Source organism: Pseudomonas sp. CBS (assembly GCF_024734645.1).
Classification (GTDB): Bacteria; Pseudomonadota; Gammaproteobacteria; order Pseudomonadales; family Pseudomonadaceae; genus Aquipseudomonas.
This window is the reverse complement of record NZ_CP102929.1, coordinates 2450977-2463054: the sequence shown is the minus strand read 5'-3', so window position 1 is coordinate 2463054 and position 12078 is coordinate 2450977. Positions and strand designations below refer to the sequence as shown.

The 12078-nt window shown below is 61.6% G+C and carries 15 protein-coding genes; 13 read left to right on the top strand and 2 right to left on the bottom strand.

The features are described 5' to 3' along the window. Positions 1-124: 124 nt before the first annotated feature. The 10 genes from ccmA (at position 125) to NVB75_RS10855 (ending at position 7438) form a co-directional block, all read left to right on the top strand. The gene (gene ccmA / locus NVB75_RS10900; RefSeq protein ID WP_003210636.1) at positions 125-706 is read left to right on the top strand and encodes a cytochrome c biogenesis heme-transporting ATPase CcmA; all 582 of its coding nucleotides are present in this window, start codon (positions 125-127) and stop codon (positions 704-706) included. Further along, positions 703-1371 (top strand): heme exporter protein CcmB, encoded by a 669-nt coding sequence (gene ccmB / locus NVB75_RS10895; protein WP_093207517.1) that lies wholly within the window; start codon positions 703-705, stop codon positions 1369-1371. The genes ccmA and ccmB overlap by 4 nt, the downstream gene beginning before the upstream one ends. Before the next feature lie 85 nt (positions 1372-1456). After that, positions 1457-2212, top strand: a complete 756-nt coding sequence (locus tag NVB75_RS10890; protein ID WP_003210634.1) for a heme ABC transporter permease — start codon at positions 1457-1459, stop codon at positions 2210-2212. Next, the gene (gene ccmD, locus NVB75_RS10885; protein WP_008434788.1) at positions 2209-2385 is read left to right on the top strand and encodes a heme exporter protein CcmD; all 177 of its coding nucleotides are present in this window, start codon (positions 2209-2211) and stop codon (positions 2383-2385) included. Before NVB75_RS10890 ends, ccmD begins: the two co-directional genes overlap by 4 nt. Continuing rightward, positions 2382-2837, top strand: a complete 456-nt coding sequence (ccmE, locus tag NVB75_RS10880) for a cytochrome c maturation protein CcmE (protein ID WP_008434786.1) — start codon at positions 2382-2384, stop codon at positions 2835-2837. Before ccmD ends, ccmE begins: the two co-directional genes overlap by 4 nt. Before the next feature lie 3 nt (positions 2838-2840). Continuing rightward, entirely contained in the window at positions 2841-4829 is a 1989-nt protein-coding gene (locus NVB75_RS10875; RefSeq protein ID WP_003210631.1) for a heme lyase CcmF/NrfE family subunit, read from the top strand. Further along, complete coding sequence (locus tag NVB75_RS10870) at positions 4826-5362, top strand: DsbE family thiol:disulfide interchange protein (RefSeq protein WP_008434782.1); 537 nt, start codon at positions 4826-4828, stop codon at positions 5360-5362. Before NVB75_RS10875 ends, NVB75_RS10870 begins: the two co-directional genes overlap by 4 nt. Continuing rightward, the gene (locus NVB75_RS10865; protein WP_258347144.1) at positions 5359-5832 is read left to right on the top strand and encodes a cytochrome c-type biogenesis protein; all 474 of its coding nucleotides are present in this window, start codon (positions 5359-5361) and stop codon (positions 5830-5832) included. The genes NVB75_RS10870 and NVB75_RS10865 overlap by 4 nt, the downstream gene beginning before the upstream one ends. Beyond that, entirely contained in the window at positions 5825-7018 is a 1194-nt protein-coding gene (gene ccmI, locus NVB75_RS10860) for a c-type cytochrome biogenesis protein CcmI (protein WP_258347143.1), read from the top strand. The genes NVB75_RS10865 and ccmI overlap by 8 nt, the downstream gene beginning before the upstream one ends. A gap of 15 nt (positions 7019-7033) precedes the next feature. Next, a complete protein-coding gene (locus NVB75_RS10855; RefSeq protein ID WP_167663638.1) occupies positions 7034-7438 on the top strand; it encodes a hypothetical protein in 405 nt (134 codons plus the stop codon). 43 nt (positions 7439-7481) lie between these two features. Here the strand turns inward: NVB75_RS10855 and NVB75_RS10850 are convergent, their stop codons facing one another. Beyond that, the gene (locus NVB75_RS10850; RefSeq protein ID WP_258347142.1) at positions 7482-7940 is read right to left on the bottom strand and encodes an HIT family protein; all 459 of its coding nucleotides are present in this window, start codon (positions 7938-7940) and stop codon (positions 7482-7484) included. Positions 7941-8326: 386 nt separating this feature from the next. Beyond that, positions 8327-8737 (bottom strand): NUDIX domain-containing protein, encoded by a 411-nt coding sequence (locus tag NVB75_RS10845; protein WP_258347141.1) that lies wholly within the window; start codon positions 8735-8737, stop codon positions 8327-8329. A gap of 510 nt (positions 8738-9247) precedes the next feature. Here NVB75_RS10845 and phnC point away from each other — a divergent pair. The 3 genes from phnC (at position 9248) to phnE (ending at position 12045) form a co-directional block, all read left to right on the top strand. Then, complete coding sequence (gene phnC / locus NVB75_RS10840; RefSeq protein ID WP_258347140.1) at positions 9248-10081, top strand: phosphonate ABC transporter ATP-binding protein; 834 nt, start codon at positions 9248-9250, stop codon at positions 10079-10081. A gap of 31 nt (positions 10082-10112) precedes the next feature. Beyond that, entirely contained in the window at positions 10113-11114 is a 1002-nt protein-coding gene (gene phnD, locus NVB75_RS10835; RefSeq protein ID WP_258347139.1) for a phosphonate ABC transporter substrate-binding protein, read from the top strand. A gap of 148 nt (positions 11115-11262) precedes the next feature. Next, complete coding sequence (gene phnE, locus NVB75_RS10830) at positions 11263-12045, top strand: phosphonate ABC transporter, permease protein PhnE (protein WP_003210621.1); 783 nt, start codon at positions 11263-11265, stop codon at positions 12043-12045. Positions 12046-12078: the final 33 nt, after the last annotated feature.

Sequence of the window (12078 nt, the reverse complement as noted above, 5' to 3'; positions counted from 1 at the left end):
AAAGCAGTTAATGTGCATCTCTTTAACGGCCGTTCCACCGCCGACTTGAACCGTAAAGGCCCGCGATCTCTTGACCAGCCCTCTTCTAGAAGCCGTAGCGCTCGCCTGTGAACGTGACCTGCGGATGCTGTTCGAACACCTCGAACTGCGTCTGGCGGGCGGCGACATGGTGCAGGTCAGCGGCCCCAACGGCAGCGGCAAGACCAGCCTGTTGCGCCTGTTGGCCGGCCTGATGCAGCCGACGGCGGGGGAAGTGCGGCTCAACGGCAAACCATTGCACGAGCAACGCACCGAGCTGGCGCGCAACCTGATCTGGATCGGCCACGCCGCCGGCATCAAGGATGTGCTCACCGCCGAAGAAAACCTCAGCTGGCTCAGCGCCCTGCATCATCCCGCAAGCCGCGAGGCGATCTGGCAGGCCCTCGCCGCCGTTGGCCTGAAGGGTTTCGAAGACGTTCCCTGCCACACCCTGTCCGCCGGCCAGCAGCGCCGCGTGGCCCTGGCCCGTTTGTATCTGGACGGCCCGCCGCTATGGATTCTCGACGAACCCTTCACCGCCCTCGACAAACAAGGCGTCGCCCAGTTGGAAGAACACCTTGCCGCGCACTGCGAGCAGGGCGGCATGGTGGTCCTGACCACTCACCACACGTTGACGCGCATGCCCGCCGGTTACCGCGACCTCGACCTGGGCCGGTGGGCGGTATGAGTGTTTTTGCCCTGTTGGTTGCCCGCGAAGCGCGGTTACTCTGTCGCCGCCCGGCCGAATTGGCCAACCCGCTGGTGTTCTTCGCAATTGTGATCGCGCTGTTCCCGTTGGCGGTGGGCCCCGAGACTAAACTGTTGCAAACCTTGTCTCCGGGACTGGTCTGGGTGGCGGCGCTTTTGTCGGTCCTGCTCTCGCTGGACGGGCTGTTTCGCAGTGATTTTGAAGATGGTTCCCTTGAGCAGTGGGTCCTTTCGTCGCACCCCCTGCCACTTCTGGTATTGGCCAAGGTACTGGCACACTGGGTGTTTTCCGGCCTGGCGCTGGTATTGCTCGCGCCGTTGCTGGCGATGATGCTGGGATTGCCCACCGAGTGCCTGCCGGTGTTGCTCCTTTCCTTGTTGCTTGGCACGCCGGTACTCAGTCTACTGGGCGCCGTGGGTGCGGCGCTGACGGTCGGTTTGAAACGCGGCGGCCTGTTGTTGGCCCTGCTGATTTTGCCTTTGTATATCCCGGTGTTGATCCTGGGCAGCGGTGCTTTGCAAGCCGCGCTCCAGGGCATGCCGGCGACCGGTTACCTCCTGTGGCTTGGCAGCCTGGCCGCCCTGGCGGTAACCCTGACACCCTTTGCTATAGCGGCTGGCCTGAAGATCAGCGTCGGCGAATAATGAGGTCTGGTTAAGCGATAGAACCTTAACCAGTAAAGACCCTAAGCTTCTCGCAACGACGAGAAGCAACCGTGATGGAAACAGCATGAACTGGACCTGGTTTCACAAGCTCGGCTCGCCCAAATGGTTTTACGGCATCAGTGGCAAACTGCTGCCGTGGTTGAGCATCGCCGCCGTATTGCTGATCGGCATCGGCCTGGTCTGGGGCCTGGCCTTCGCGCCGCCGGACTATCAGCAAGGCAACAGCTTTCGCATCATCTACATCCACGTGCCTGCCGCGATGCTGGCCCAGTCCTGCTACGTGATGCTGGCGGTGTGCGGCATCGTCGGCCTGGTGTGGAAGATGAAGCTGGCGGACGTCGCCCTGCAATGCGCCGCGCCCATCGGTGCCTGGATGACCGCCGTGGCGCTGGTCACCGGCGCGATCTGGGGCAAGCCGACCTGGGGTTCGTGGTGGGTCTGGGACGCGCGCCTCACCTCGATGCTGATCCTGCTGTTCCTGTATTTCGGCCTGATTGCCCTGGGCAACGCCATCAGCAACCGTGACAGCGCCGCCAAGGCCTGCGCGGTGCTGGCGATTGTCGGCGTGATCAACATCCCGATCATCAAATACTCGGTGGAGTGGTGGAACACCCTGCACCAGGGCGCCACCTTCACCCTCACCGAAAAGCCGGCAATGCCCGTGGAAATGTGGGCGCCGCTGCTGCTGATGGTGTTGGGGTTCTACTGCTTTTTCGGCGCGGTGCTGCTGCTGCGCATGCGCCTCGAAGTGCTCAAGCGTGAAGCCCGCACCAGTTGGGTCAAGGCCGAAGTGCAAAACAGCCTGGGAGCCCGTGGATGAGCTTCAACTCTTTCAGTGATTTTCTCGCCATGGGCCATCACGCCCTGTATGTCTGGACGGCCTATGGCATCTGCCTGGCGGTGCTGGCCCTCAACGTCGCCGCGCCGATCCTGGCCCGCAAGCGTTACCTGCAACAAGAGGCGCGTCGTTTGCGCCGGGAGACCGAAAAGTGAATCCGCTGCGTAGAAAGCGTCTGTTGATCATCCTGGCCATCATGGCCGGTGTCGGCATTGCCGTGACCCTGGCCCTGAGCGCCCTGCGGGAGAACATCAACCTGTTCTACACCCCGACCCAGATCGCCAACGGCGAAGCGCCGCTGGACACGCGAATCCGCGCCGGTGGCATGGTCGAGAAGGGCTCGCTGCAACGTTCCGGCGACTCCCTGGACGTGAAATTCATCGTCACCGACTTCAACAAATCCGTGACCATCACCTACCGCGGCATCCTCCCGGACCTGTTCCGCGAAGGGCAGGGCATCGTCGCCCTCGGCAAGCTCAACGCCGACGGCGTGGTAGTGGCTGACGAAGTGCTGGCCAAGCACGATGAAAAATACATGCCGCCGGAAGTCACCAAGGCCCTCAAAGACAGCGGCCAATCCGCCCCGACCCCCGCCAAGGAGGGCTAAGTCATGACGTCCGCATTGTTTATTCCAGAGCTGGGCCAGTTGGCGATGATCCTCGCCCTGTGCTTTGCCATCGTCCAGGCCGTGGTCCCGTTGCTGGGTGCCTGGCGTGGTGACCGTTTGTGGATGAGCCTGGCTCAGCCGGCCGCCTGGGGCCAGTTCGCCTTTCTGGTGTTCGCCTTCGGTTGCCTGACCTACGCCTTCATGACCGACGACTTTTCCGTCGCCTACGTCGCCAACAACTCCAACAGCGCCTTGCCCTGGTACTACAAGTTCAGCGCCGTGTGGGGTGCCCACGAAGGTTCGTTGCTGCTGTGGGCGTTGATCCTCGGCGGCTGGACCTTTGCTGTCTCGATCTTCTCCCGCCAACTGCCGCAAGTCATGCTGGCCCGGGTGCTGGCGGTGATGGGCATGATCAGCATCGGCTTCCTGCTGTTCCTGATCATGACCTCCAACCCGTTCACCCGCATCCTGCCGCAGATCCCGGTAGACGGCCATGACCTCAACCCGCTGCTGCAAGACATCGGCCTGATCGTGCACCCGCCGATGCTCTACATGGGGTATGTCGGTTTCTCGGTCGCCTTCGCCTTCGCCATCGCCGCCTTGCTCGGCGGGCGTCTCGATGCCGCCTGGGCGCGCTGGTCGCGGCCATGGACCATCGTCGCCTGGGCGTTCCTCGGCATCGGCATCACCCTGGGCTCGTGGTGGGCCTACTACGAACTCGGCTGGGGCGGCTGGTGGTTCTGGGACCCGGTGGAAAACGCCTCCTTCATGCCCTGGCTGGTGGGCACGGCGCTGATTCACTCGCTGGCAGTCACGGAAAAACGCGGCGTGTTCAAAAGCTGGACCGTGTTGCTGGCCATCGCCGCGTTTTCCCTGAGCCTGCTGGGTACGTTCCTCGTGCGTTCGGGCGTACTGACGTCGGTTCACGCGTTTGCCTCCGACCCGGAGCGCGGCGTGTTCATCCTGATCTTCCTGTTGTTTGTGGTCGGCGGCTCGTTGACGTTGTTTGCGTTGCGCGCGCCAGTGGTCAAGAGCCATGTCGGCTTCAACCTCTGGTCCCGGGAAACCCTGCTGCTGGGCAATAACCTGGTGTTGGTGGTGGCGGCTTCGATGATCCTGCTGGGCACCCTGTACCCGCTGGTGCTGGATGCCCTGAGCGGCGCCAAACTGTCCGTCGGCCCGCCGTACTTCAACGCACTGTTCATCCCGTTGATGGCGCTGTTGATGGTAGTGATGGCGGTCGGCGTCCTGGTGCGCTGGAAAGACACCCCGGTGAAATGGCTGGTGGGCATGCTCACCCCGGTACTGCTCGGCAGCGCCGCGCTGGCCGTGATCGCCGGTATTGCCTACGGCGACTTCAACTGGGCCGTGCTCGCCACCTTCATGCTGGCTGCCTGGGTATTGCTGGCCGGCGTGCGTGACCTGATCGACAAGACCCGCCACAAAGGTTTGATCAAAGGCCTGCCGACCATGACCCGCAGCTACTGGGGCATGCAGGTCGCCCATATCGGCATCGCCGTGTGTGCGTTGGGCGTGGTGTTGTCCAGCCAGAACAGTGCCGAGCGCGACCTGCGCCTGGCACCCGGCGAGTCCATGGACCTGGCCGGTTACCACTTCATTTTCGAAGGCGCCAAGCACTTCGAAGGGCCGAACTTCACCTCCGACAAAGGCACCGTACGCGTCGTGCGCAACGGTAAGGAAATCGCGGTGTTGCACCCGGAAAAACGCCTGTACACCGTGCAAAGCTCGATGATGACCGAAGCCGGGATCGACGCCGGTTTCACCCGCGACCTTTACGTCGCCCTGGGTGAACCACTGGGCGATGGCGCCTGGGCCGTGCGGGTCCACGTCAAACCGTTTGTGCGCTGGATCTGGTTCGGTGGCTTGCTCACCGGGTTCGGTGGTTTGCTGGCAGCGATGGACCGGCGCTACCGGGTCAAGGTCAAGAGCCGGGTGCGTGAAGCCCTCGGTCTGCAAGGAGCGGCGGTATGAAGCGTTGGTTGATGGTGTTACCGCTGGCGGCGTTTTTGGTGGTGGCGGTGTTCCTGTATCGCGGGCTGTACCTGGACCCGGCCGAGTTGCCGTCGGCCATGATCGGCAAGCCATTCCCGGCGTTCTCGCTGCCGACGGTGCAGGGCGACAAAACCCTGACCCAGGCTGACTTGCTGGGCAAACCGGCGCTGGTCAATGTGTGGGGCACCTGGTGCATTTCCTGCCGCGTGGAGCATCCGGTGCTGAACAAGCTGGCGGAGAAGGGCGTGGTGATCTACGGCATCAACTACAAGGACGACAACGCTGCCGCCCTGAAGTGGCTGGCGGAATTCCACAACCCGTACCAGTTGGATATCCGCGACGAAGACGGCAACCTCGGCCTGAACCTCGGCGTATACGGCGCCCCGGAAACCTTCTTCATCGACGCCAAGGGCGTGATCCGCGACAAGTACGTAGGCGTGATCGACGAAGTGGTGTGGCGCGAGCAACTGGCCGCCAAGTACCAGGCGCTGGTGGATGAGGCCAAGCCATGAAGCGTTGGTTAGCCGCCGCTGTATTGGGCTTGAGCATGGTCGGCGTGGCTCACGCAGCCATCGACACTTACGAATTTGCCAAGGACGGTGACCGCGAGCGTTTTCGCGAACTGACCAAGGAACTGCGCTGCCCCAAGTGCCAGAACCAGGACATCGCCGACTCCAACGCGCCGATCGCCGCCGACCTGCGCAAAGAGATTTTCCGCATGCTCGGCGAGGGCAAGGACAATCAGCAGATCATCGACTTCATGGTCGACCGCTACGGTGACTTCGTGCGCTACAAGCCGGCGCTCACCGGCAAGACCGCGTTGCTGTGGTTCGGCCCGGCCGGTTTGTTGCTCGCCGGTGTCGTGGTGATGGCGGTGATTGTGCGCCGCCGTCGTGTCGCCCCGGCCGATGGCTCGGACTCGCTTTCCGTCGAAGAGCGTCAACGCCTCGACCAACTGCTGGACAAAAAAACTGATGATTGATTTCTGGCTCGCAGCCGGTCTGCTGCTTCTGATTGCCTTGAGTTTCCTGCTGATCCCGGTGTTACGCGGCCGCCGCGCCCAGCGTGAAGAGGATCGTACCGCGCTGAACGTGGCGCTGTATCAAGAACGTGTGGCGGAACTGCAAACCCAGCAGTCCGAAGGCGTGCTGGATGCGGCCCAACTGGACAGCGGTCGCGCTGAAGCGGCCCGTGAGTTGCTGGCGGATACCGAAGGTGTGGAAAAGCCCCGGGAATCGCGCCTCGGCAAACCGTTGCCGTTGCTCGCGGCCTTTCTGGTGCCGGTACTGGGCGTGGCGCTGTACCTGCATTACGGGGCCAGCGACAAGGTGGAACTGACCCGCGAATTCTCCCAGCCGCCGGTGTCTATGGAAGACATGACCCGCCGCCTTGAGCGCGCCGCTGCCGCCCAACCGGATTCGCCGGAAGGCCTGTACTTCCTCGGTCGCGCCTACATGGCCCAGGACCGTTCCGCCGATGCGGCCAAAGTCTTCGAGCGCACCGTGGCTTTGGCCGGTCGCCAGCCGGAGTTGCTCGGCCAATGGGCCCAGGCCCAGTACTTTGCCGACAACAAACAGTGGTCGCCCAAGGTCCAGGCCCTGACCGACGAAGCACTGAAACTCGATCCGAAAGAAGTCACCAGCCTCGGCCTGCTGGGTATCGCCGCCTTTGAAGGCCAGCGTTACCAGGAAGCGATCGACTACTGGAACCGCCTGCTGGCGCAACTGCCGCCGGAAGACAACTCCCGTGTCGCACTGCAAGGCGGGATTGACCGGGCGGCCGAGAAGCTCAGAGAGAGCGGCGGCAGCGTGGCGCCCGTGAAAGCACAAAAGCAGATGCAAGTGCGTGTGGACCTGGCGGCGGATGTGAAGGCCAAGGCCTTGCCGACCGACAGCGTGTTCATCTTCGCCCGTGCCGTCAAAGGCCCGCCGGCGCCATTGGCGGCCAAGCGCGTGACCGTGGCCGACCTGCCGATTACCGTCGAACTGGGCGACAGCGACGCGATGATGCCGCAGTTGAAACTGTCCAACTTTCCCGAAGTCCAACTGGTTGCGCGCATATCCCGGGCTGGTGTTCCGACAACTGGCGAGTGGATCGGCCGCAGCCAACCCTTGGCCAGCAGCACCACTGCGCTGCAGCAGCTGACCATCGACAGTCCGGATAAATAATTCGAGGAAATGCCCATGACCGCTATCGCACGTATCACCCTGCTCAGCCTGGTATTGGGGTTGAGTGCTTGTGCGGTCCATCGGCCTCCGTCGCCCACCGGGCCGACCATTCCACCGACAGGTCCGTCGACCCAGCCGAGCACACAGCCGGGCACCCAACCTTCGGGCCCGGTGATCAAACCGTCGAAGCCAGTGCCGAGCTCCTCGCCGACCTTCGCTCCGCCACCGGGCGCGGCCAGCCACTGGGACGGCAAGATGCAGGTGTACGTGCTGGATGAGCAGGCCGATACGTTCTACCGCCAGCGCACCTACTACCGCTGGAGCAACGGCTGGAGCCGCTCCATCAGCCCAAACGGGCCTTGGGAAGAGACCGATGTCCATGGCGTACCGCCGGGGTTGAGCAAGCAGTACGCGCAATGAATTTGGCTGTTTATCGGGACTGATAGTGGCCCTATAAGGTCGTTTATTTAAACGACCTTATATGTGCGGCGAGTTCAGCGAGCTCCCCGTCATCTGCCCTGTTTGAGTCGTGTGAGGAAATATAACCCTCATACACCTCATAGAACTTGTTTACCCGTGAGCTGATCTTTTTGAATGTGCTGTCTTGGCCGGTGCCATGCATTGGAAACAACTTCGCGTGTAGATGGTCAACCCCGTATCCCTCCAGGATCAACCCGGTGCGGGCGACATCTGGCAGGGATTTATCTATCAGTAGCGCGGTTTTCTTGGCTGCAACAATGAGTTCGCACAGCGTCGAGTCCGACTGCTTGAAGGCGTAACTGTCATGATGAATTTTTGGGATGACTACCGTAAAGCCCTGCGTGTTTGGGAAGATTGATAGGAACGACATGTGCCTGTCGTCTTCCCATATGACATGCGAAGGGGATACTCCTTGAACGATGTCGCAAAAAATACAGCTCATTCTGTCTATCTCTCTCATGGGTCGGAATAGTACTTCGTGATGAGATATAGCCCGGTTGTTCTAGCCAGGCAAAATAAACAGAAAATTTCCGAAGTTTCCTAGGACGGGCACCGGATAAGTCAGGTGTTTACTGTTATTCGCGGTTTTTCATACGTCGTTATCGGATTACTCCCGCGATAGCGTCAGGCCCGTTCCCTTGCGCGGTGCGGGGCGCTGAGCCAATGGATCACCCCGGCAATCCCCCCAGCAGCAGGAATACCAAGGTGACAGGATCAAAAATGTGGGAGCGGGCTTGCTCGCGAAAGCGGCGTCTCAGCCAACAAATCCGGCACTGATACACCGCCTTCGCGAGCAAGCCCGCTCCCACATTGGATTTACGTTGCCAGTTAGATCTCGGCAAGGCGCGGCTTTAGAAACTCCAGGGCATCTTTAAACACCTGATGCCACTCTTCTGACGGTTCGCTCGCCAGCGGGTGCCAGAAGAACTGGAACTCGTGGCCGCCATCATCCTCCGCAAAATGGGTCCAGGTATCTGGCAGGTCTTCGGGGGGCAGGCATTGGTGAAAGGCCCAAGTATGCCCCGTGGACGCTGAGTGCCAAGTGCCCAGGTCACGTATCACCTTGCCGGTTATCCCGGCCTCTTCAAGCAACTCTCTAACTGCCGCAGCCTCGGTACTTTCGCCAGGCTCCAAGCTGCCCTTGACCAGTTGAAGACCTGCCAGTGGGTGTTTGAAGGCGAGGATTTCCAGGGATTGGCGGGTTCGCAAGATGACCGGACATGCCTTGTCTTTTCCCATCACGTTGTCCTTTTGCACATATTGGCGGCCAGCTATTGCACCACAGTCCGGCACATTTCCAATGCCGGGCGAAGACCTTGTGGCGAGGGAGCTTGCTCCCGCTGGACTGCGAAGCAGGCCCAAGTCAGCCACTTCAGTACATCTGACAGACCGTGTCACCCAGGCTTGGGGCCGCTGCGCAGCCCAGCGGGAGCAAGCTCCCTCGCCACAGGTTAGGTATGGATCGTTCCCACGCTCTGCGTGGGAATGCATCCCGTGACGCTCCGCGTCATCACTGCGCAAGACTTCAACCTTCCATCCCCAGCTGGACGCAGAGCGTCCGAGGCGGCATTCCCACCCAGAGCGTGGGAACGATCAACGTCCTACAGCTACTTCCAACCTTTCATCAAACCTTCATCAAACGGTTTTACTCCAGTCATGTGCAAGTCATAGGGCTGACACAGCCCGCGCCTACTGTCGTTTGAACTCAAACGCAGCCACGGACGGCTGTTCAACCAGACAGAGAAGCCCATGACTCCAGCTATCCATGTCGATCATCTGAACAAGACCTTTGCGAAAAAATCCGCATTGGTCGACCTCGAACTCACCGTCGCCACCGGTGAGATGGTCGCGCTGATTGGCGCTTCCGGCTCCGGCAAGTCCACCTTGCTGCGCCACCTCGCGGGCCTGGCCTGTTGCGACAAGAGCAACGGCGGCAGCGTCAAGGTGCTGGGCCGGGAAGTGCAGGCCAGCGGGCGGTTGAATGGCAAGGTGCGGCGCCTGCGCGCCGACATCGGCTACATCTTCCAGCAGTTCAACCTGGTCAACCGCCTGAGCGTGCTCGACAACGTACTGCTCGGTTGCCTGGGCCGCATGCCGCGCTGGCGTGGCAACCTCGGTTTGTTCAATGCCGAGGAAAAACAATTCGCCATGGAATCCCTGGCCCGCGTCGGCCTGGCTGACCTCGCCGCGCAACGCGCCTCTACCTTGTCCGGCGGCCAGCAGCAACGCGTAGCCATTGCCCGCGCTTTGACGCAACGCGCCGAAGTGATCCTGGCCGATGAACCCATCGCCTCCCTGGACCCGGAGTCGGCACGCAAGGTCATGGAGATCCTCGCCGACATCAACGGCCGCGACGGCAAGACCGTGGTGGTCACCCTGCACCAGGTGGATTACGCCATGCGTTATTGCCCCCGCGCCGTGGCCCTCAAGGGCGGGCGGATTCACTTCGATGGCCACGCCAGCGAGCTGAGCAGCCAGTTCCTCAACGATTTGTACGGTGCCGATGTCGACACCAGCCTGATGTTTTCCGACCAGACCCGCACACCCGTCGTCCCCGCACGGTTGGCCCTGGCCCGCGCTTGAAACCCTCCAACGACCCACAGGAATCCTCTCCATGTTGAACCGTATCGGTCATGTGTTTCTGTCCGCCGTGCTGTTAGCCAGCGTGGCCATGGGCAATGCCCAGGCCGCCGACAAGGCGATCAATTTCGGCATCATGTCCACCGAGTCTTCGCAGAACCTCAAGAGCATCTGGCAGCCCTTTCTGGATGACATGCACAAGAAGACCGGCCTGACCATCAACGCCACCTTCGCCTCTGACTACGCCGGCCTGATCCAGGGCATGCGCTTCAACAAGGTCGACGTAGCCTGGCTGGGCAACAAGGCCGCGATGGAAGCGGTGGACCGTTCCAACGGCGAAATCTTCGCCCAGACCGCCGCCGCCAACGGGGCTGCCGGTTACTGGAGCGTGCTGATCGTGCGCAAGGACAGCCCGATCAACAACGTTGAAGACATGCTCAAGAACGCCAAGAACCTGACCTTCGGCAACGGTGACCCGAACTCCACCTCGGGCTACCTGGTACCCGGCTACTACGTGTTCGCCAAGAACCACGTCGACGCCGCCACCGCCTTCAAGCGCACCCTCAACTCCAGCCATGAAGTCAACGCACTGAGCGTGGCCAAAGGGCAGTTGGACGTTGCCACCTTCAACACCGAAAGCTGGGACCGCCTGGAAGTTACCCAGCCGGACAAAGCCGCGATGCTCAAGGTGATCTGGAAGTCGCCGCTGATTCCGGCCGACCCGATGGTGTGGAGCAAGGCCCTGAGCGACAGCGAGAAGACCAAGATCCGCGACTTCTTCGCCAACTACGGTGACACCGACGAAGAGAAGGCCGTGCTGAAGAACATGCAACTGGGCAAGTTCCTCAAGTCCAGCGACGACCAGTTGTTGCCGATCCGCCAACTGGAGCTGTTCAAGCAGCGCACCACCATCAGCGCCGACGACAAGCTGGAAGCGGCTGACAAGGCCAGGAAGCTCGCGGATATCGACGCCGACCTCGCGAAGCTGCAACAGCGCATCACCGAACTGGACAAGAAGACCGCAGCCAACGGCTAACCCCCTGTAGGAATCGGGTTCATGTGGGAGCGGGCTTGCTCGCGAATACGGTGTGTCATTCAACGCATCCGGCGACTGAGTCACCGCATTCGCGAGCAAGCCCGCTCCCACATTAAGCCCAGTTCCAACCCTACACCGAGAGTGACCCATGACTACCTTGCATGCTGAAGCAGTGGGCAAAAGGACTTGGCCGCAATACCTGGGCTGGGGCCTGTTCCTGATCCTGCTGGCCTGGGCCTGGCACGGCGCCGAGATGAACCCGCTGGCGCTGTACCGCGATTCCGGAAACATGGCGACCTTCGCCGCCGACTTCTTCCCGCCGGACTTCCACGAATGGCGCTCCTACCTCAAGGAGATGATCGTCACCGTGCAAATTGCCCTCTGGGGCACGGTGCTGGCGATTGTCTGCTCGGTGCCGCTGGGCATTCTGTGCGCCGACAACATCACGCCGTGGTGGATTCACCAGCCACTGCGCCGGGTGATGGATGCCTTCCGCTCGATCAACGAAATGGTGTTCGCCATGTTGTTCGTGGTCGCGGTGGGCCTCGGTCCTTTCGCGGGTGTCCTGGCCTTGTGGATCAGCACCACCGGCGTCCTCGCCAAGCTGTTTGCCGAAGCCGTCGAAGCCATCGATCCGGGCCCCGTTGAAGGTGTGCGAGCCACCGGCGCGAGTGCCTTGCAGGAAGTGATCTACGGCGTGATCCCGCAAGTGATGCCGCTGTGGGTGTCCTACGCGCTCTACCGCTTCGAAGCCAACGTGCGCTCGGCGACGGTGGTGGGGATGGTCGGTGCCGGCGGGATCGGCGTGATCCTCTGGGAGAACATCCGCGCCTTCCAGTTCGTGCAGACCTGCGCGGTGCTGCTGGTGATCATCGTGGTGGTGAGCTGTATCGACGTGCTGTCCCAACGCCTGCGCAAGCAGTTCATCTGACGTCGGAGGGGTGCCCCAGGGCGCTTTTTTTTA

Excerpts from the sequence above, each read along its gene's own strand:
- phnC (WP_258347140.1), top strand. The coding sequence starts at position 9,248 with ATGACTCCAGCTATCCATGTCGATCATCTGAACAAGACCTTTGCGAAA.
- ccmD (WP_008434788.1), top strand. The coding sequence starts at position 2,209 with ATGAGCTTCAACTCTTTCAGTGATTTTCTCGCCATGGGCCATCACGCC.
- NVB75_RS10845 (WP_258347141.1), bottom strand. The coding sequence starts at position 8,737 with ATGGGAAAAGACAAGGCATGTCCGGTCATCTTGCGAACCCGCCAATCC.
- phnE (WP_003210621.1), top strand. The coding sequence starts at position 11,263 with ATGACTACCTTGCATGCTGAAGCAGTGGGCAAAAGGACTTGGCCGCAA.
- NVB75_RS10855 (WP_167663638.1), top strand. The coding sequence starts at position 7,034 with ATGACCGCTATCGCACGTATCACCCTGCTCAGCCTGGTATTGGGGTTG.
- NVB75_RS10870 (WP_008434782.1), top strand. The coding sequence starts at position 4,826 with ATGAAGCGTTGGTTGATGGTGTTACCGCTGGCGGCGTTTTTGGTGGTG.
- NVB75_RS10865 (WP_258347144.1), top strand. The coding sequence starts at position 5,359 with ATGAAGCGTTGGTTAGCCGCCGCTGTATTGGGCTTGAGCATGGTCGGC.
- ccmI (WP_258347143.1), top strand. The coding sequence starts at position 5,825 with ATGATTGATTTCTGGCTCGCAGCCGGTCTGCTGCTTCTGATTGCCTTG.
- NVB75_RS10890 (WP_003210634.1), top strand. The coding sequence starts at position 1,457 with ATGAACTGGACCTGGTTTCACAAGCTCGGCTCGCCCAAATGGTTTTAC.
- phnD (WP_258347139.1), top strand. The coding sequence starts at position 10,113 with ATGTTGAACCGTATCGGTCATGTGTTTCTGTCCGCCGTGCTGTTAGCC.
- ccmA (WP_003210636.1), top strand. The coding sequence starts at position 125 with ATGCTGTTCGAACACCTCGAACTGCGTCTGGCGGGCGGCGACATGGTG.
- ccmB (WP_093207517.1), top strand. The coding sequence starts at position 703 with ATGAGTGTTTTTGCCCTGTTGGTTGCCCGCGAAGCGCGGTTACTCTGT.
- NVB75_RS10850 (WP_258347142.1), bottom strand. The coding sequence starts at position 7,940 with ATGAGCTGTATTTTTTGCGACATCGTTCAAGGAGTATCCCCTTCGCAT.
- NVB75_RS10875 (WP_003210631.1), top strand. The coding sequence starts at position 2,841 with ATGACGTCCGCATTGTTTATTCCAGAGCTGGGCCAGTTGGCGATGATC.